Genomic DNA, 19,110 nt, shown 5'->3' on the forward strand with positions numbered 1-19,110 from the left:
TCTGCAGCGAACACGAAACTGACAGTAACCCCAACGACCGTCTGGTTTCAGCAGTTTGCGCCGAATAGCAGAAGTTGTTCGCACAGGGGGTGGCGGAGTGGTATAAGACGTCCGCCGCCCGCCTGTGACGTCAACACGGCGTGAACGCAGTCGTACGGGACACCGTACGCGTGCCCGGCAACTCCCTGTGATCGTACGGGAGTCGGATCCGGACAAGGCGGGCCGCCCACCGTTCCCGCCTGGCCCTTCCTCAGATCTCCCCGGCCGTCTTGCGGGTGTGGAGCTGGCGGGCGACCTCGGCGATCGACCCCGAAAGAGACGGGTACACGGTGAACGCGTTCGCGATCTGTTCGACTGTCAGATTGTTGTCGACGGCGATCGAGATCGGATGGATCAGTTCCGAGGCGCGCGGTGCGACCACCACACCGCCGACGACGATGCCGGTGCCCGGGCGGCAGAAGATCTTGACGAAGCCGTCGCGGATGCCCTGCATCTTGGCGCGCGGGTTGCGCAGCAGCGGCAGCTTGACGCAGCGGGCGTCGATCTTCCCGGCGTCGGCGTCGGCCTGGCTGCACCCCACGGTGGCGATCTCCGGGTCGGTGAAGACGTTCGCGGAGACGCTCTTGAGGTCGAGGGGGGCCACCGCGTCGCCGAGGAAGTGGTACATGGCGATACGGCCCTGCATGGCGGCGACGGAGGCGAGGGCGAAGACACCGGTCACGTCTCCGGCGGCGTAGACGCCGGGGGCGGTGGTGCGGGACACCTTGTCGGTCCAGATGTGACCGGACTCGCGCAGCTTGACACCGGCCTCCTCCAGGCCGAGGCCCGCGCTGTTCGGGATGGCGCCGACGGCCATCAGGCAGTGGGTGCCCTCGATGACACGGCCGTCGGAGAGGGTGACCTCGACACGGTCGCCGACCCGTTTGGCGGCGGAGGCGCGGGAGCGCGCCATGACGTTCATGCCGCGGCGGCGGAAGACGTCCTCCAGGACGGCGGCGGCGTCCGGGTCCTCGCCGGGCAGCACATGGTCGCGGGAGGAGACCAGGGTGACCCGGGAGCCGAGGGCCTGGTAGGCACCGGCGAACTCGGCGCCGGTGACACCGGAGCCGACGACGATGAGTTCCTCGGGCAGCTCGGTGAGATCGTAGACCTGGGTCCAGTTGAGGATGCGCTCACCGTCGGGCTGCGCGTCGGGCAGCTCCCGCGGGTGACCGCCGGTCGCTATCAGCACCGCATCCGCGGCGAGGGTCTCCTCCGTACCGTCGACCGCCCTGACGACGACCTTGCGGGACCCGTCGAGCGCCTGCATGCCCTCCAGCCGGCCCCGGCCGCGCAGCACGCGGGCGCCCGCGCGGGTGACGGAGGCGGTGATGTCGTGCGACTGCGCGAGCGCGAGCCGCTTGACCCTCCGGTTGACCTTGCCGAGGTCCACACCGACCACCCGGGCGGCCTGCTCCAGGGGCGGGGTGTCGTCGGCGACGATGATGCCCAGCTCCTCGTACGACGAGTCGAAGGTGGTCATCACCTCGGCCGTCGCGATGAGCGTCTTGGACGGCACGCAGTCGGTCAGCACCGACGCCCCGCCCAGTCCGTCACTGTCGACGACGGTCACCTCCGCGCCGAGTTGCGCGGCCACGAGCGCCGCTTCATATCCGCCGGGTCCGCCACCGATGATCACGATCCGAGTCACGTACCCCATTGTCCCGCACCCAACAAGGGCCCACCGACCCGGGGGCGGGGGTGGTGCGGTTCCGTTACCCGGGGCCGTAGGGCCCGGCCGGGGCGGGGCGGGGCCGATCAGAGAGACAGGACATGACTGCAATTTGACGTCATTGACGCTAGAATGCAGTCATGGACACTGCCTTCACCATCCGAGGGGTCCCCGAGGACGTCGCCCGCCGTCTGAAAGGGCGCGCCGCCGAAGCAGGCCAGTCCCTCCAGGCCTATCTCCTGAGCCTGATAACTCGCGAAGCGGCTACGCCCACGCTCGCTGAGATGGCTGCCCGCGCCGAGCGCTATGCCGCACGTGAGGTTGACATCGACGACGTCCTCGACGCGATCGACGAGGGGCGGGCAGGCCGTTGATCGTCGTCGACTGCTCGACCCTGGTCGTCTTCCTCACCGACAGAGGACGGCGAGGGCAGAAGGCCCGCGCTCGCATCTCTGCAGAGACCCGGCTCTATGCCCCCCATCTGATCGACACCGAGATCGCCTCAGCACTCCTGGGCATGGCACGCGGTACCCGGGGCGGCGTACCCAAGGTCACCTCCGCCGAACTCGACCAGCACTTCAAGACCTACCAAGCCCTGCCGATCCACCGGTGCGAGGCCGCACCACTGCTCCCCCGAGTCCGTGTGCTGCACTCCAACCTGTCCGCCCACGACGCCACCTACGTCGCTTTGGCAGAGGTGATGGGCGTCCCCCTGGTCACCGCTGACGCCCGCATCGGCAAGGGCGTCAGCAAGCCCAACAGCGGATCGCCGGCCCGGTGCCCCATTGAGGTCATCGACGCCGACTGACCGTCCCATCGTGGGGCGGACGGCGCCCGGGCGGCCGGGGAGCTTGCGGCAGCCCAACTCCCCATGAGGCGGAGCTACTTCACCGACGCCCCCGCGACAGGGCACGCGTCGCGGGGGCGTAGGGCTCAGATGCCGGCCGCGGCCGACAGGTCCCGCTTGATCGCGGTCAGCAGCTCGGTCGCCCTGGCGCGGGCGGCCGGGAGGGCGGCGTGGTCGGTGACCGGGACGACGACCTCCAGGTAGCACTTCAGCTTCGGCTCGGTGCCGCTGGGGCGGACCACGACCCGGGCGCCGTCGAGGGTGTAGCGCAGACCGTCGGTCGGGGGCAGCGTCTCCGTGCCCTGCGTCAGGTCCTCGGCGCGGGTCACGGCCAGCCCGGCCAGCTCGGCCGGGGGCTGCTCGCGCAGGCGGCGCATCGCGTCGGCGATGATCGTCAGGTCCTCGACCCGCACCGCGAGCTGGTCGGTGGCGTGCAGACCGTGCTCCACGGCGAGGTCGTCGAGGAGGTCGAGCAGCGTACGGCCCTGCTCCTTCAGCTCGGAGGCCAGCTCGGTGATGAGCAGCGCCGCCGTGATGCCGTCCTTGTCGCGTACGCCGTCGGGGTCGACGCAGTAGCCGAGGGCCTCCTCGTACCCGTAGCGCAGTCCGTCCGCCCGGGCGATCCACTTGAACCCGGTGAGGGTCTCCACGTACGGCAGCTTCGCCTTCTCGGCGATACGGCCCAGCAGCGAGGACGACACGATCGACTCGGCGAGCGTCCCCGTGGCACCGCGCGCGACGAGGTGCGCGGCGAGCAGCGAACCGACCTCGTCGCCACGGAGCATCCGCCACCCGGCCGCGTCCTTGACGGCGACGGCGCAGCGGTCGGCGTCGGGGTCGTTGGCGATGATCAGGTCCGGCTCGGTCTCGCGGGCCTTGGCGAAGGCGAGGTCCATCGCGCCGGGCTCTTCCGGGTTGGGGAAGGCGACGGTCGGGAAGTCCGGGTCGGGCTCGGCCTGCTCGGCGACCAGCTCCGGCGCGGGGAAGCCCGCGCGGGCGAACGCGGCCAGCAGCACGTCCTTGCCGACGCCGTGCATCGCCGTGTAGACGGAGCGGGCGGTGCGCGGGGAGCCGGGGGTGAGGACGGCGTCGGTGCGGGTCAGGTAGGCGTCGAGGACCTCGTCGCCGAGGATCTGCCAGCCCTCGTCCGGGCGGGCGACGTCGTCGAGGCTCGCGACGGCGGCGATCTCCGCGGCGATCTCCGCGTCCGCGGGCGGCACGATCTGCGAGCCGTCGCCGAGGTACACCTTGTAGCCGTTGTCGCGGGGCGGGTTGTGGCTGGCCGTGACCTCCACGCCGGCGACCGCGCCAAGGTGCCTTATCGCGAAGGCGAGGACGGGGGTGGGGAGGGGGCGGGGCAGTACGGCCGCGCGCAGCCCCGCGCCGACCATGACGGCGGCGGTGTCGCGGGCGAAGTCGGCCGACTTGTGGCGGGCGTCGTAGCCGATGACGACGAGGCCGTCGCCCTGGCCCTGCTGACGGAGGTACGCGGCGAGGCCGGCGGCAGCGCGGATGACCACGGCGCGGTTCATCCGCATGGGGCCCGCGCCGAGCTCGCCGCGGAGGCCGGCGGTGCCGAACTGGAGGGTGCCGGAGAAACGGTCGGTGAGCTCAGGGATGTCCGCGGTGTCGATGAGGCGGGCGAGTTCCTCGCGGGTGTCCGGGTCGGGGTCCTCGGCGAGCCACGCTTTGGCGCGGGCGAACAGGTGGTCGTGCACGGGGTTCAACCTCTCTTGTACGTGGTGTGGCTGGCCGTGGGGTGGGTGTGCGGTGGGGTGGGTGTGCGGTGGGGTGGGTGTGCGGTGGGGTGGGTGTGCGGTGGGGATTTCGCCCCGCCGGGATTTCGCCCCCGCCGCCCCTTCCCGTTCCCGTCCCTGGGGGCTGCGCCCCCAGACCCCCGCTCATCGGCCCTTCGGGCCTCGTCCTCAAACGCCGGACAGGCTAAAGGCAGCGGGGAGAAACGCCTGCTACAGGCGGTGCAGCACCCGCTCCAGGAGTGTGCCCATCCGTGTCGCGGAATCCCGGCCCGCCTGGAGGACCTCCTCGTGGTTCAGCGGCTCGCCCGTCATTCCGGCGGCGAGGTTGGTGACCAGGGAGATTCCCAGCACCTCTGCCCCGGCCTCGCGCGCGGCGATCGCCTCCAGCACCGTCGACATGCCCACCAGGTCCGCCCCGATCACCCGGGCCATCCGGATCTCCGCAGGCGTCTCGTAGTGCGGCCCGGGGAACTGCGCGTACACGCCCTCCTCCAGGCTCGGGTCGATCTCCTTGCACAGCGCCCGCAGCCGCGGCGAGTACAGATCCGTCAGGTCGACGAAGTTCGCGCCGGCGATCGGCGAGGTCGCGGTGAGGTTGAGGTGGTCGCTGATCAGCACGGGCTGCCCCGGCCGCATGCCCTCGCGCAGCCCGCCGCAGCCGTTGGTCAGCACCACGGTCTTGCAGCCCGCGGCGACGGCCGTACGCACCCCGTGCGCCACGGCTGCGACGCCCCGGCCCTCGTAGTAGTGCGTGCGGCCGAGGAACACGAGTGCGCGCCTGGCGCCGATGGAGTACGAGCGGATCTTGCCGCCGTGCCCCTGGACGGCCGGCGGGGGGAAGCCGGGGAGCTCGGTGACCTGGAACTCGGCGTCGGCCTCGCCCAGAGCGTCGACGGCGGGTGCCCAGCCGGAGCCCATCACGAGGGCGACGTCGTGGGTCTCGGCGCCGGTGAGTTCGCGCAGGCGCGCGGCAGCGGCGTCAGCGGCGGCGTGGGGGTCGCCCTGGATGTCGTCCGGAAGAAGAGATGCGTTCACGCGGTCGAGGGTAGCCGCTCTCGGCCTACGCGCGTAGATGGTAATCCACACGGGATGGCGATCGTTGTCATGTCGTTTCCGACAAAAGGTGCGGGGAGGAGCCGAGAACTGTGACGGATGGGGTGAAAGCGGTCCCGATCGATCGGCCGATATCAGGCCCGTTCAGCCCCAGCGCCCTGAAGGGGCGCGGGGCTATACCGATCTGCGGCTCCGCCGCGACGGGGGTACCTCCCTGCTCGAACGAAGTTGAGAGCTTGGGTGAGCGACCAACCACGACGGTGCCGCAGGCGACAGACGACACATCGCGGCACTTCCAGCGGAGTGCTCAGCAGGGTCGCTTGCGCAGTTCCATCACATAGTCGTGCGGTGCCCCCGCCGACTCGGCCGCGTCGGCGATCTCGCCGAGGTAGCGTGCCGACGGCAGTCCGCCCTCGTAGCCGTCGAGGACGTAGAGCCAGGCGGGCTCCTCACCCTCCAGGGTGTGCACCCGCACCCGCATCCGGCGGTAGATGTCCATTCCCACGCCGACCCACCGGTCGAGTGAGTCCTCGTCCATCGGGGCGATGTCGTAGAGCGCGACGAAGACCTGCGCGCCGGGTTCCTCGACGACCGTCGCGAGCGCGCCGTCCCAGCCCAGGGGCTCGCCCCCGAAGGTCAGACGCCAGCCGTTCAGCCAGCCGGTGGCACGGAGCGGGGAGTGCGGTGCGCGGCTGGACATCAGCCGCGCGTCGAGGTTGCCCGCGTAGGCGGCGTAGAGCGACATGGGTCGAGGGTACGGCAGCCCGCCCATCCGCAACTCCCGCCCCGGGAACAAGGCCCCGGGAACAACGCCGCGGGAACGACGTCGCGGGAACGACGTCAGACCCGCACGAGGTAGCTGAAGCCCGTGTCCGGCCCCACACAGGACTGGAGGGTCAAATCGCCCCAGTAGAGTCCCGCGGCGGGGACGCCCCGGCCTGGGGTGAGGTAGTGGCCGTAGACCTGGTAGGTGAAGGTGCCGCGGACCGTGGTCAGGGTGACGCGGCTGCCGTTGGGGAGTGCGGCGAAGCGGTCGAAGCCGTTGCAGTAGTCATGGCCGACGATCACCACCGTGCGCAGCTCGTAGCCGTTCTCCCGGCCGATCTCGGGCCCGGCCCACTGCACGGCGTTCCGGCATGCGTCCACCTCGTCCTGCCCGCCCCGTACGACGCCGGCCGTCCAGCCCCCGATCCGCAGCACGGCGCGACCGGGCGCCGGGGACGGACCGGAGGCGGGGGCGGATGCCTTCGGTTGCTCTGCCGAGGACGGCGGGGCGGACCTGCGGGACAGGTCGGGGCCCTTGGCCCGGGGCGCGGGGGACGAGGGCGGGGTCGTCGTCCGGGGTGCGGGAGCGGAGGCCCCGGGGGTGCCGGGGGTGCCGGTCGGGGGCGTGGGCAGGGGCACGGGTGCGCGTGACCCGCTCGGTGAGGAGTTCTCACCGGCGGCCGTACGACCCGCCGAGCGGACATCTGGGGCGATGACGGAGGCAGAGACACCGGCGACACCGTCCTCGCCCCGTCCGACCGGCGCCGCCGCCCCGCCACCCGGGGAGCAGGCCGCGAGCAACCCGACGGTGAGCATGCCGGCGGCGAACAGAGCAACGGCGCGGACGAACCCCAACCCCCCTCCCCCACGTTGCCACGCCCGGACGGGCCTCGGTCCCGTCACCCGAAGCGGCCGTTCACGTAGTCCAAGGTGCGTTCGTCGCGCGGGGAGTTGAACATCGCGTCCGTGTCGCCGTGTTCGACGATCACGCCGGGGGTGCCCTGGGCGGCGAGGAAGAAGGCGCAGGCGTCGGAGACCCGGGCGGCCTGCTGCATGTTGTGGGTGACGATCACGATCGTGACCTCGGACTTGAGCTCGGCGATGGTCTCCTCGATGCGTCGTGTGGACGTCGGGTCGAGGGCCGAGCAGGGTTCGTCCATCAGAAGGACTCGGGGTCGTACCGCCAACGACCGTGCGATGCACAGGCGTTGCTGCTGGCCGCCGGAGAGTGCGCCGCCGGGCTGGCGGAGCCGGTCCTTGACCTCGTTCCACAGGCCCGCCTTGACGAGGCACTCCTCCACAAGGTCGTCCTTGCCGTCGCGGCCGGCCTTGATGCCGTTGAGCTTCAGGCCGGAGACCACGTTGTCGTAGAGGGACATCGCGGGGAACGGGTTGGGCTTCTGGAAGACCATGCCGATCTCCCGGCGGGCGCGGGTGATACGACGGCCCCGGTCGTAGATGTCCTCCTCGTCGAGCAGCACACGTCCGGCGAGCGCGGCGGAGGGGATCAGCTCGTGCATCCGGTTGAGGATGCGCAGGAACGTCGACTTGCCGCAGCCGGACGGCCCGATGAGTGCGGTGACCTGCCGCGCGGGCATGGTGAGCGAGACCCGGTCGAGGACCTTGTGGTCGCCGAACCAGGCGGAGATCTCCTCGGCCCGGAGCGTCGCCGGGTCACCGGGCCCACCCAGGCCGATTCTTGGCTGGACGACCGTGTCGACGAGATCGGGTGACGACTGCATCGGGCTTCAACTCCCATGGCTCATAGAGTGGTTCGGTGGGTCAGAGCAGGTTCGGCAGCAGGCGGGTCAGGGACGACGCGACCGCCAGGCCCAGGGCGGTCAGCACCGGTACCGCGCAGATCCAGGTCTGCCAGCGGCCCCAGACGCGGTACGTCCACACCGTCAGCAGTGCCGCAAGCAGCAGCCCCTGTGACCACAGGAACACCGCGAGCCACGCGTCGTTCTCGGTGCCCAGGGCCTCCTCGGCCGGGGTGATCCAGCCGCTGCGCAGCAGCCGGGGCGGACTCGGCTGGACCGGGGTGGTCAGACGTGCGTCGACACGGAGCACACCGGAGGGGGTGTACGGGCCTCCGGTCGCCGTGATCAGGGTCAGGCGCCCCTGGCTGCCGGTGAGTTGGACGGGCAGCTTGTCGCCGGCGCGGCGGATGCCGGTGACCTCGTAGACGGACGTGCCCTGGCCGGTGGTGAGTTCGACGCGGGCGCCGACAGGGAGGTCGCCGATCCGCGCGAAGGGGCTGCCGTAGCCCCACTGGCGGCCCATGACGACGGCGGTGCCCGCCTGGCCGGGCATCGGGGTGTCGCGGCGGTGGCCGGGCCCGGACATCAGGATCCCGGAGGTGGTGCCCTCGCTGACGACCTTGCGGAGGTGCAGGGCGGGGATGCGCAGCAGGGCGACGGGGGCGCCGGGCTGGAGAGGTTTGCCGTCGTAGGTGCGCTGGCCCACGGGGGCGGTGCCCAGGGCGAGTTCCTTGCGCAGCTCGGCGTAGCGGACGCGCTGGTCGCGGGCCTGCTGGAGATGGCCGACGAGGGCGAGGTTCGCGGCGAAGCCGAGCAGGACGGCGGCCAGGACGCACAACACGGCGCCGGAGAGGGCGAGTCCGGGCCGGGCGGGCGGCCGCTCCCCGGCGGACGGCGGGGAGGGCGGCGCGGCGGCCGCGGGCGGTGCCGGGGGCGGCGGGGCGAGCACGGACACGGTGGGTGCGCTCCTCGGGCGGCGGGAGGTGGGTTGGGGGCGGCTCCGGGGTGGGTGGTGTCCCACCCCGGGCCGGTGGACAGGCGCGCCGTACGCCTACGGCGCCACAAGCGCCGTACGCCTACGGCCTCACTGGTGCCGTCCGTCGCCGCCGAAGAGGTCGGCGAAGGTCAGCAGGCCCTTGCGGCGGACGTGCAGGACCAGGGCCGCGCCCGCGCACACCAGGGCGAGCCCGCCGAGGCCGAGGGCGCCGACCTGGACGCCGGTGGAGGCCATCGAACCGCCCCCGCCGCCGGACGAGCCGCCCGAACCGCCACCGCTGCCCGATCCGCTGTCGCCGCCGCTCGTGCCGGAGCTGTCGCCCGGACTGGGGCTCGGCGAGGTGCTCGACCCGCCGACGGTGAACGCGAAGTCGACGCTGTGGCCGCCGGTTGCGTCCTCGGCGAGGGTCAGCACATGGTCGCCGTCGGGGATGCCGTCCGGCACGGTGAAGGCGTAGTCCGTGACGGTGCCGTCGGAGCCGGCGGTGGCGTCGGCGAAGGTGGCGTCGCTGTCGGCCAGGGTGACCTTGACCTTGGCGTCGGCGGAGTAGCCACGCGCGGTGATCTTCAGCTTCTGACCTGCCGCCAGATCAGGGTGGGCGCCGAGGGTGTTGCCGTCCTCGTCGGTGACCGTGAGGTCCGGGTCGGCGGAGTCGGTCGGGGAGGCGCTGTCGGTGGGCGACGCCGAGTCGGTGGGGCCGGCGGAGCCGCTCGGGGTGACCGAACCCGAGGGGCTGGGGCTGGGGCTCGGACTGCTCGGTGCGGTGATCTGGAGGCCCAGGGTGTCCTGGCTGGCGCCGTAGGCCTCGGCGTCGGTCGGGGTGAAGGCGGCGAAGTAGTAGTACGCGCCCGCGGTCGCCGGTGCCGTGGTGGTCAGCACCGCCTTGCCGCCGGAGACGTTCACCGAGCCGAGCTGGGTGCGCTCGCCGTCGGCGCTCGCCGCGTACGAGAAGGCGACCGAGCCCGTGGCGCCGGACGGGGTCAGTGCGGCGGTGAGGGTGAGGGAGCCGCCGGTCGTGGTCGCCGCGCCGGTGAGGTCGAGGCTGGTCGGCTGGGTCTGGACCAGGGACCAGGTGTCGCCGCTGACCTGGATGGTGGACAGGAAGGCGGGGGCCGCCGTACCACCGCCGCAGGCCAGGGCGAGGGTGTACTTGCCGTCGAGGGAGCCGTCGGGGACGTAGGCGCGCAGCCGTGCCTCCAGGGACGGGCTGCCGGTGCTGCCCGTCAGGGGGACGGTGAACGGCGCCGTCGTGGAGATGGTGTCCCCGGCCGAGGACTTGGCGAGTTGGAGGGCGGCCGTGGTGCTGCCGGGCTTGAGCAGCCACATGTACATCGCGGTGGGGTTGCCGCTCGCCGGGCAGGGCCCGTCGGTGCTTGCGGAGGTGACGGCCATCGGGGCGTCGGCGATCTTCCCACTGGCCGGGGTGAGCGTGAACTTGCCCGTGGAGGTGAAGGCGCTGGCCCGGCTCGCGAAGGCGAGCACGCCCGCGAGCGCGCCCAGCAGCAGGGCGCAGCACATCAGCACGGACACGGGTGATCTCAGGGACACGGACGGTCTCGGTGGTGCCTGGCGGTTCATGCGGTGGTCCCCCCAGGGATCGTGGTCGGGCTCCTATGGAGCGAGGAAAGGGGCGGGGAAAGGGGCGGGGAAGCGAAGAACGGGGCCGGATTCGGATACGCCGCCGGGCCGGGCACCCCTGGGGTGCCCGGCCGGTGTGCGGTGTCGGGGTGCGGTGGTCAGCGCTCGCCCTTGAGGGTCGTGGCGCCGCAGTTGGTGATCGGGCCGAAGCCGTACAGCTCGATCGTGGCAGTGTCGGAGCAGACGCCGGAGGAGGCGCCGACGAAGGTCGGCGCGATGACGGCGTCGGTCAGCTTCGAGGTCGGGACGACGTTGTAGGCGTCACGGGCGTAGGGGAAGGCGACGTTCAGCGTGCCGTTCGCCTTGAGAGGCGCCACGCTGTTGACCTTGCCGAGGACGGTCTTGCCGTGCCGGTCGGCGACCACGCCGCTGGTCTGCGCGATGTACTGCGCGATGGAGTACGGCGCGATGTTGCCGGCGGCGGTCAGCTCGGCGCCGTTGTGCTCCTGCATGGTGCCGACGCAGGAGCCGACCTCGCTGGCGGAGACGCCGATCTGGCCGAGGAAGAAGGTGCGGGTGCCGGAGTTCGCCTGGGGCAGCAGCGGCGCCAGGGTCACCCCGTTGAGGGTGGTGGTCCGGCACTTGTAGATGGCGGCGAGCTGGGCCGTGCTGAGGTCCAGGTTGCTGTTGAGCGCGCTGTCCGAGCGCACGGCGATGGTCACCGCGTCGCGGGCGAACGGGATCCACGTCAGGTCGTTGGTGGTCGTGTCGGCCGGACCGCGCGAGGAACGCGCGAAGTCCAGGCAGCCCGTGGTGTTGTCGACGGCGTTACGGAGGGCGTCGATACCCGCCGAGGAGCCGTCGGGGCGGTTGATGACACAGCCGGTGTCACGCGTCTGGATGGTGGTGACCGTGGGGTCGAGGGGGGTGGCGTTGTAGGAGGCGATGGTGCCGCCGCCGTCGACCGACTCGCTCAGGCCGTTCATGACGTCCTGCGTGGTGTCGGAGCCGACGCCGGCGAGCAGCCGGTGGCTGCCGTCCGCCGGGTCCGCGACGGCCGGTGCGGCCAGGGCACCGACGGCGAGGGCGGCGACGCTGATCACGGCACCGAGGCGTGCACGGGACTTGACGTTCACGTTTTCTCCTCCGGGGAATAACGGGCCGCGCTCCGGGAAGGGAGGCGCGGAATTCGGCCGGCCGCGGAAAACAATTCCGTACGGCGGCCGATCACGGCCACAAAATCCTGCCGCCCATCACGTTAAGAGCACATTTCCAAGGGGACACCTAGGGAATTCTTCGGCGGGTAGCGCATTTCCCCGGAGCCCTTTCTCTTGGCTATGGCTCCGGGGAAAGCCGTCTCCGGGAGACGGCTGCGGTGGGTGCGGTGAGGCCCGCCCGCCGGATCAGCTCATCCGGCATCACCCGGACCCGGACCAGCAGCCGCACCGGCACCCGCACCCGCACCCGCACCCGGACCCGCACCGGCGGCCGTAGCGGCCCTTCGTGTGCCGTCACGCACCGAGTACCGCAGCATCACCGGCCCGGCCAGCGCCGCCGCCCCGCCCGCGACCAGCACCGCGAGCAGCACCCAGCGGATCACACCGAGCACCTCCGAGGGCGTGATGCCGCCGGACTTGGCGACGTTCACCTTGGCCGGGTCGGTCGGGGCGGCGGAGGGGTGGGCGGTGTCGTGGGTGTCCGGGTTGTCCGTCGCCGCGCTGCCACCGCTGCCGCCGCCGGAGCCGGACGTCCCCGCACCGGCACCGCCACTGCCTGCGGCCCCACCCGCCGCGCCGGCGTCCCCGCCGCTGCCGCCGGAGGAGCCCGTGCCGCCGGAGTCCGCCCCGGTGCTCGGGCCGGAGGAGGAGGTGACGCCGCGTTCCAGGGTGTCGGCCGCCTGCTGGGCCTGGGTGCGCCAGGAGGCGGGCAGCGGGGCGTAGCCGAGCGGGAGTTCGCCGCGGTCGGTGCCCTGGATCTGTCCGGCACCGGCCGCGTAGCGGATGAGCCGGGCGTAGTCCTGGCGGGCGGCCTTCGGCTGGTCGGTGGAGGCGGCGGCGTAGACGGGGACGGTCAGCGGGTAGGCGCCGTCCTTGGCCTTGGCGGGGGCGGGCGCCTTGACCCCGGCGACTGCGGAGTCGGGCATCTGGGCGGCCGCCTTGAGGAGGGTGGTGCTGGTGGGTCTCACGTACTCGCCGTCGGCGTTCTCCAGCGCGGCCACGTCGAGCTGGTAGCGGTCGGCGGAGGCGGCGTCGGTGAGGGAGTAGGCCTTGCGCTGTCCGGCGCCGAGGGTCTCGCCGATCAGCGCGGGCGGGTTGTCGCCGCTGATCTGGAAGACGCCGCCGGTGTTGCCACGGCGGGTCTTGAGGGCCCCGGTGTGCATGTCCAGCACATAGGGGCCGAGGTCGATGACGTCGTAGGAGAGCTTTCCGTAGGAGCCGGTCAGCTCGGTGGTGGTGGGGTCGGTCTTGGGGAAGTCGGTGCGGGTGGTGTCCGTCGCCAGGTTCAGTTCCTTGAAATACGGATTCACCTTCGTCCCCCACGGGTCCGCGACGCCCTTCAGGAAATTCCTGGCGTCGGTGTCGGACTGGAGGTAGTTCCACACCACGCGGTTCACATCGGAATTGTCCGAGGTCACCATGACGGGCAGCGGGGCGTCGGAGACGGCGGCGCCCTTGAACTGCGGATTGAGCTGCAGGAATTCCGGGTCCACGGTGATGGACTGCGGATTTCCCTTGAGGTGGTCGGGCACCGTCATGCTCGCGGAGTTGATCAGCCGTACGTCACGGACGTAGGACTCGGTGAGCAGTTTGGCGAGCAGTCTGGGGTTCAGTCTGAGGCCGGTCATCTGGCCGCCGAGCCCCTTGATCTCCCAGAAGAAGCCGACGGCGAGCCCGCCGAGCACGACGGGCGCGTGCACCACTGGTGCCGCCCCGTCCGGCGGCCGCACCGGGTCGACGGTGAACGCCAGGCCCGGGGAGGACGCGGTCGGCTGGGTGATCTGCTCGCGGGCGTGCTCCTCGCCGCTCTGGGTGAAGGTGAAGCGGCTGCCACTGCCCTCGCACAGCGCGGACTGCCAGGAGGTGATCGCGTCCGTCACCATCTCGGAGCCGATCACCCGGCGTTCCGTCTTGTCCGCCGTGCAGTTGTCGCCGACGGGCAGGAAGTCCATCCGGAACACCAGCCGCTGGTTCCAGTTGGACTGGCTGAGCGCGGAGGTGCGCAGGGCGCCGTCGGTGGGGGCGCTGCCGTCGGGGTCGTGTGTGCCGCGCGGGATCACCACCAGCCAGCAGGGCCGCACGGCGCCGCTCGTGGTGGTGCGGGCGCCGCAGCCCAGGTGGGGCGACTCGCGTGACGACTTGACCTCGACTGCCGCCTCACCGCCGCCGCTGGTGTCGTCCGGCGCCCAGGCCACGGAGTTGGTGTCCTCGGGGCCGAAGTACGTGTGGTCGTACGGCGTGGTGGTCGGGTTGCCCTCCACCGGCCGGAACGGCACGAACGGGTTGTTGCCGCCGCTGTCGTCGGTGTACTGCGTCTCCAGCGGGTCGGAGCCCTTGGGCAGGGTGCGCAGGCCCTCCTGGAAGGTGGTGGCCCCGGCCTCGGTGCCGAACTCGCACTGGCTGCGGTCGGGTCCGGCGGATGCATCATCGCCCCAGCACTGCATGATCTGGAGGAAGTTGAGATGCCGCCCGCCGGCCACGTCGCCGGGCGCGCCGCCGGTCCAGGTGACCTTCACGCCCTGCCCGCGCAGGTTCTTCGTCTGGTGCACGGTGACGTTGAGCTTCGAGAAGTCGTCGTACGGCCCCTTGGCGCCCGTCTTGGTCACCGCGGAGCCCTCGGAGGTGGCGGCGGTGTCCTCAGCGGTGGCGGCTCGCGCCTGGTTCTGGGGCAGCGGGAACAGGCCCACGACGAGCGCGGTGAGCAGGGCGCCGACGCCTGCGGCGAGACGGGGGCGGTTACGGGGACGGGGGCGGGACTTCGGGGATCCCACGGCTCTCATGCGGCACCGCCTCTGCGCCGGGCGCGGCTCGCCATGACGCGTGCGGCGAGGGGTGGCCCGACGACGACGCCGAGCAGCAGCAGGGCGGACAGGGTCATGAGGGCGCCGCGCAGCCCGAACGAGGAGCCGTAGCCGACGTTCACCGGGTTGGCGGCGACGGAGGTGTCCCCGCTGCCGCTGCCGTCCCCGACCACCTCACCGGTGTCCGGGTCGATGCTCTGACCGCCCGTACCGCCGCCTGCGGCCTGGGCGTCCGGTGTGCCGTCGCCGTTGCTGTCGGTGCCGCCCGAGGACCCCGCCGTGCCCGAGGGGTCGGCGGAAGTCCCATTCCCCGAACCGCCGTTGCTCCCCGACCCACCCGATCCCCCGCCGGACGACGAGGAGTCGCCCTGCGCCGCCGGCTTGACCGGGGTGTTCTGCTTGGCGCCCGCGGTGCCGTCGGAGCACTGCGTGGAGCCCTTCTTGTCACAGGACTTGGGGTAAGGGGCGTTCTTGATCAGGGTGTTGACTCCGCCGGAGAAGGTGGGATTGCGGCAGTCGTTGATGTTGATGGAGGCGGTCGGGGCGCCGGGCACCCGTTTGACCTGGTCGAACCCGGCCTGCACCAGGTTCTTCGGCAGCGGCGAGTAGCCGAGTTCCTCGGCCTGCTGCTGCCCGTCGCACAGGAAGTAGCGGGCGAACGTGCCGAGGGAGAGGCCCTTTTCGGTGGTCATCGGGTTCTTGTCACCGCCGATGGAGGTCGGCAGGATCATGTAGCTGTAGCTGGACAGCGGATAGGTGCGGCGGTCACCGTTGCGGTAGACGCCGGCGAGGATCTGGGTGAGATAACTCGACGAGTTCTTGTCCTGGTTGATCTGCGCGCCGGTGAGGGCGACGGCGACACTGGAGGCGGTCGGCTCCACGTAGTAGCCCGACTGGTTGAGCATCTTGGCCACCGGGAAGCCGGTCTTGACGGCGTAGGAGTACTCGACGTAGGTGATCGCGCCCTCGGCCTGCGGCTGCCGTACGAAGCCGGACACGCCCAGCGAGCCGGACTTGGCGATCATCGACGACCCGCCGAGCACCGGGTAGTACGAGGTCATGCCGCACGAACTGCCGCGCCCGGTGCGGTTGCAGTAGTCCCGCCACAGCGAACCCTGCTCCTTGGCGAGCCAGGTGGTGAACTGCGCGGTGGTGCCGGAGCCGTCGGAGCGCACCACGGGGACGATGCGCCGGGCGGGCAGGGTGAGACCGGGGTTGTCGGCGCGGATCTCCGCCGCGTTCCACATCGTCACCTTGCCGGTGAAGATCTTGGCGAGGGAGTCGCCGGACAGCCGCAGATTGGTGACCTGCTTGCCGCCGATCTTGAGGTTGTACATGAACGCCGTGCCACCGGCCACGATCGGCATATAGGCGTAGCCGCGGGAGGGCGGCGCGTCGGTGACGCCCTGCTCGGTGAGGCCGTAGGGGATCTCGGAGACCGCGAAGTCGACGACGCCGTTCTTGAACTGCTCACGGCCCTGCGAGGAGCCGTTGGCGGTGAAGTTGACGGTCAGTCCGATGTTCGCGGAGATGTTGCGCCGCCACTGGTCGAGCGCGTTGGAGCTCCAGGTCGAGCCTGAGCCGGTGATCTTCGTGTACGACACCGCGCGGGCGTCGGGCGGGTGGACGGCGAGCAGCGCGGTGAGCAGCGCCAGGACCGTCGCCCCCAGGCGGAAGGCGGTTGCGGGTCTCACGGGGAACTCCTCGGGTGCGTACGGGGTTACGGGGGCGGGTCAGGCGCGAGGCGGCTTCACGGTGTGGGCGGATTGCGCTGAGGGCCGCGGGCGGCGCGGGCGGCGCGGGCGGCGAAGCGCTGGGCGTCACGATGGGAGGCGGTGACTCGGCGGTGTTCCTGACGACGGGTCAAATGTCCCGGCCCACGCCCGCCGACGATGCGCGCGGCCACGAACAGCAGCAGCACCAGGGCCATCAGCGTGGCCGCCGTACCGAAACCGCGGGCGATCATGGCGGGTTCGGGCGACTTGACGAACTCGAACGTGGCCAGGGGCAGTGAGACCATCGGGCCGGAGGTGGGGTCCGCGTTCAGCTCGGCGGTGAAGCCCGCGGTGAGCAGCACCGGCGAGGTCTCGCCGATCCCGCGCGCGGTGCCGAGGATGACCGCGGTGGTGAGCCCGGAGCGGGCGGTGGGCAGCACCACGTGCCAGACGGTGCGCCAGCGCGAGGTGCCCATGGCGTACGACGCCTCGCGCAGCGTGCCGGGCACCAGCCGGATGACGACATCGGCGGCGCGGATGATGATCGGCAGCATCATCACCGCCAGGGCGAGCGCGGCGGCGAATCCGGAGCGTTCCATGCCGAGGCCGAGGATGACGGTGGCATAGACGAAGAGGCCGGCGACGATCGAGGGCAGCGCGGTCATCGCCTCGACGACGGTCCGTACGAACCGGGCGAAGCGGCCGGGGACTTCGTTGAGGAAGACCGCGCAGACCAGCCCGGCGGGCACGGTGACGACGAGCGCGATGGCGATCTGCACGAGGGTGCCGGTGATCGCGTGCAGGATGCCGCCGACGGTCAGCGGCTCCAGCGGCCCGGCGAGCTTCATGTCCTGGGTGAAGAAGTTCAGGTGCGGCAGCGTCTTGCGGCCCTCCCACAGCGCGAACACCACGACGAACACCAGCACGGCGACCAGCAGCAGCCCCAGCGACGCGATCACTGCCGCCGCGATCCGGTCGGCGACCGCGGGTCCGTCCTCGTCGAGGGAGACGAGGAGGGCGTACAGCAGCAGGAACAGCACGTAGGCCACGACGGTGAAGCCGATCGCGCCATCGAAGGGCAGCAGCCGGGTGAACATCACCCAGGTCAGGGCGAGCGCGGCGAGGGCGGCGCCGACGACGGCGTACACATCGCCGGCGCGCAACTGCCGCAGGGCGCGCCGCCGCTCGCCGCCGGGCTCGGCGGGCCGCCGGGCGGGCAGCGCGGTGCGCGGCGGCAAGGGAGCCGCCGAGGCGTCGGGGAACCGGGGCGCGAGGGTCATACGCGCTGTCTCCTCGGGGCGCGGGACGGCGCCGTAGGCAGGGCTGACGAGTTGAAGGTCATGGCGATGGGGCCCTCACGCCTCGCTCGCCGCGCCGGAGCGGCTGCGGGCGACGATGGAGGAGGCGGCGAAGTTGACGACGAGGGTCATCACGAACAGGGCGAACCCGGCCGCCATCAGCGCGGACATGCCGAACTCGCTGGCCTCGCCGTAGCGCAGGGCGATCAGCGAGGAGACGGAGCTGGTGCCGGACTGGAGGACGTGCCACTGCACGGTGAAGACCTGCGAGATGACCATGTAGACGGCGATGGTCTCGCCGAGCGCCCGACCGAGGCCGAGCATGGTGCCGCCGATCATGCCGCCTTTGCCGAACGGCAGGACGACGCTGCGGATCATGCCCCAGCGGGTGGCGCCGAGCGCGTAGGCGCCCTCCCGTTCACCGGCCGGTGCCTGGGAGAAGACCTCGCGCATGATCGAGCAGATGATCGGCGCGACCATCATGGCGACCACGAGCCCGGCGATAAAGGTGGACGAGGTGTAGACGGTCTCGGGCGCGAGCGGGTCGTGGGGGTCGGCGCCGTCGACCTTGAAGACGGGGATCCAGCCGAAGTAGGCGGAGATCCAGCGGGCGGTGGGCAGCACCTTGCCCTCCAGGAAGAACACTCCCCACAGCCCGTAGACGACGGACGGTACGGCGGCCATGAGATCGACGACGCTGATGAGCGTCCGCCGCAGCCGGGGCGAAGCGTACTCGGAGATGTAGAGCGCGGCACCGGTCGCGAGCGGCACCGCGACGCTCACCGCGACCAGGGCGATGAGCACGGTGCCGACCAGGACGGCGGCGATCCCGAAGTGCCCGGCGTCCGGTTCCCAGGCGGCCGTGGTCAGGAACGACCAGCCCGCCCGGTCCAGCGCCTGCCACGCCCTGACCAGCAGGAATCCGCCGACCAGCAGCATGACGCCGAGCACGATTCCGCCGCCGCCGCGGGCTACGGCACGGAAGACACGGTCGGGGACCCCGGGGTCCGCGTACAGCCGCCGGGGCATGTCGTCGGCCCCGCCCGGCGCGGGCAGGGGCCGTCTCTTCAGCATGGGCACCTGTCAGACGCTGCGGTCGCGACGTTGACGTGCACATCCCGAGGTGTGAACGACGGGTGCCCTACGGACAACATCGGGCGCCGGAGTACTACCGCCGGACGCTATAGCCGGACGGGGCCTACTCCCCCCACAACTCAGGCCCGGCGGAGCCCAGTTCGGCCAGCATCGCGCGGAAGCGGTCGTAGGAGGCACGACAGGTGGCGTGCCGCTCATAGGTGCGCGCGGCACCCGCTTGATGACGCCCCGAGGAGTCCCACACGGCCCACACCCAGCCGCCGCCGTCACTGCTGTGCTGTACGCCGCCGCCCGTCTCGGCGTGGTGCGCGCACAGCCGCAGGAACGCGGCCCGGCACCGGGCGTGGGTGTCGTACGAGGTCAGCGACACCGCCACCGACCTGCCGTTCGGCGCGACCAGGCGCCAGCCGAACCTTCCCTGGCCGTCGATGTCCACCTGACATCTCATGCCCATCGCCGCGACAGCCGGTCTTGCCGCCCCGCCTAACCCGTCCATGTCCCCACCCCCGCCGCCCC

16 protein-coding genes are annotated in these 19,110 nt (G+C 71.6%); 2 read left to right on the forward strand and 14 right to left on the reverse strand.

The genetic code is table 11. The features are described 5' to 3' along the window. Window positions 1-250 precede the first annotated feature (250 nt). Window positions 251-1,699, reverse strand: coding sequence for an NAD(P)H-quinone dehydrogenase (locus ACSYGN_RS15145; RefSeq protein ID WP_460395842.1), 1,449 nt, complete (start codon window positions 1,697-1,699; stop codon window positions 251-253). 152 nt (window positions 1,700-1,851) lie between these two features. Here ACSYGN_RS15145 and ACSYGN_RS15150 point away from each other — a divergent pair, with 152 nt between their 5' ends. Continuing rightward, entirely contained in the window at window positions 1,852-2,085 is a 234-nt protein-coding gene (locus tag ACSYGN_RS15150; RefSeq protein WP_460395845.1) for a FitA-like ribbon-helix-helix domain-containing protein, read from the forward strand. Further along, a complete protein-coding gene (locus tag ACSYGN_RS15155) occupies window positions 2,082-2,519 on the forward strand; it encodes a type II toxin-antitoxin system VapC family toxin (protein WP_460395847.1) in 438 nt (145 codons plus the stop codon). The genes ACSYGN_RS15150 and ACSYGN_RS15155 overlap by 4 nt, the downstream gene beginning before the upstream one ends. Before the next feature lie 125 nt (window positions 2,520-2,644). Here ACSYGN_RS15155 and ACSYGN_RS15160 read toward each other — a convergent pair whose 3' ends face one another. From ACSYGN_RS15160 to ACSYGN_RS15220, 13 genes are all read right to left on the reverse strand, one after another. Further along, complete coding sequence (locus ACSYGN_RS15160; protein WP_460395849.1) at window positions 2,645-4,276, reverse strand: phospho-sugar mutase; 1,632 nt, start codon at window positions 4,274-4,276, stop codon at window positions 2,645-2,647. Between the two features lie 249 nt (window positions 4,277-4,525). Next, complete coding sequence (locus ACSYGN_RS15165) at window positions 4,526-5,350, reverse strand: purine-nucleoside phosphorylase (protein WP_460395851.1); 825 nt, start codon at window positions 5,348-5,350, stop codon at window positions 4,526-4,528. A gap of 325 nt (window positions 5,351-5,675) precedes the next feature. Further along, a complete protein-coding gene (locus tag ACSYGN_RS15170) occupies window positions 5,676-6,113 on the reverse strand; it encodes a gamma-glutamylcyclotransferase (protein WP_460395853.1) in 438 nt (145 codons plus the stop codon). A 95-nt stretch (window positions 6,114-6,208) separates the two neighbouring features. Beyond that, entirely contained in the window at window positions 6,209-6,988 is a 780-nt protein-coding gene (locus ACSYGN_RS15175) for a sortase family protein (RefSeq protein ID WP_460395855.1), read from the reverse strand. Window positions 6,989-7,032: 44 nt separating this feature from the next. Next, window positions 7,033-7,875 (reverse strand): phosphate ABC transporter ATP-binding protein, encoded by an 843-nt coding sequence (locus ACSYGN_RS15180; protein ID WP_460395857.1) that lies wholly within the window; start codon window positions 7,873-7,875, stop codon window positions 7,033-7,035. 40 nt (window positions 7,876-7,915) lie between these two features. Further along, the gene (locus ACSYGN_RS15185; RefSeq protein ID WP_460395859.1) at window positions 7,916-8,848 is read right to left on the reverse strand and encodes a sortase; all 933 of its coding nucleotides are present in this window, start codon (window positions 8,846-8,848) and stop codon (window positions 7,916-7,918) included. A gap of 129 nt (window positions 8,849-8,977) precedes the next feature. Beyond that, complete coding sequence (locus ACSYGN_RS15190; RefSeq protein WP_460395861.1) at window positions 8,978-10,420, reverse strand: hypothetical protein; 1,443 nt, start codon at window positions 10,418-10,420, stop codon at window positions 8,978-8,980. Between the two features lie 206 nt (window positions 10,421-10,626). Continuing rightward, window positions 10,627-11,604: a substrate-binding domain-containing protein gene (locus ACSYGN_RS15195; RefSeq protein WP_460395863.1), complete on the reverse strand. Its 978-nt coding sequence runs from the start codon at window positions 11,602-11,604 to the stop codon at window positions 10,627-10,629. Between the two features lie 272 nt (window positions 11,605-11,876). After that, entirely contained in the window at window positions 11,877-14,465 is a 2,589-nt protein-coding gene (locus ACSYGN_RS15200) for a hypothetical protein (RefSeq protein ID WP_460395865.1), read from the reverse strand. Then, window positions 14,462-16,180: a phosphate ABC transporter substrate-binding protein PstS gene (pstS, locus tag ACSYGN_RS15205; protein ID WP_460395867.1), complete on the reverse strand. Its 1,719-nt coding sequence runs from the start codon at window positions 16,178-16,180 to the stop codon at window positions 14,462-14,464. Before pstS ends, ACSYGN_RS15200 begins: the two co-directional genes overlap by 4 nt. Before the next feature lie 56 nt (window positions 16,181-16,236). Then, window positions 16,237-17,481 (reverse strand): phosphate ABC transporter permease PstA, encoded by a 1,245-nt coding sequence (pstA, locus tag ACSYGN_RS15210; protein ID WP_460395869.1) that lies wholly within the window; start codon window positions 17,479-17,481, stop codon window positions 16,237-16,239. 75 nt (window positions 17,482-17,556) lie between these two features. Beyond that, window positions 17,557-18,573 carry a phosphate ABC transporter permease subunit PstC gene (gene pstC, locus ACSYGN_RS15215; protein WP_460403474.1) on the reverse strand — a complete coding sequence of 339 codons (1,017 nt, stop codon included), beginning with the start codon at window positions 18,571-18,573 and terminating at the stop codon, window positions 17,557-17,559. Between the two features lie 124 nt (window positions 18,574-18,697). Beyond that, complete coding sequence (locus ACSYGN_RS15220; RefSeq protein ID WP_460395871.1) at window positions 18,698-19,030, reverse strand: hypothetical protein; 333 nt, start codon at window positions 19,028-19,030, stop codon at window positions 18,698-18,700. Window positions 19,031-19,110 lie beyond the last annotated feature (80 nt).

It is taken from the genome of Streptomyces sp. YIM S03343, from assembly GCF_054729195.1.

Coding starts and splice junctions, on each gene's coding strand:
- ACSYGN_RS15145 (WP_460395842.1), bottom strand. CDS start 1,699: ATGGGGTACGTGACTCGGATCGTGATCATCGGTGGCGGACCCGGCGGA.
- ACSYGN_RS15150 (WP_460395845.1), top strand. CDS start 1,852: ATGGACACTGCCTTCACCATCCGAGGGGTCCCCGAGGACGTCGCCCGC.
- ACSYGN_RS15170 (WP_460395853.1), bottom strand. CDS start 6,113: ATGTCGCTCTACGCCGCCTACGCGGGCAACCTCGACGCGCGGCTGATG.
- ACSYGN_RS15180 (WP_460395857.1), bottom strand. CDS start 7,875: ATGCAGTCGTCACCCGATCTCGTCGACACGGTCGTCCAGCCAAGAATC.
- ACSYGN_RS15200 (WP_460395865.1), bottom strand. CDS start 14,465: ATGAGAGCCGTGGGATCCCCGAAGTCCCGCCCCCGTCCCCGTAACCGC.
- pstA (WP_460395869.1), bottom strand. CDS start 17,481: ATGACCCTCGCGCCCCGGTTCCCCGACGCCTCGGCGGCTCCCTTGCCG.
- pstC (WP_460403474.1), bottom strand. CDS start 18,573: ATGCTGAAGAGACGGCCCCTGCCCGCGCCGGGCGGGGCCGACGACATG.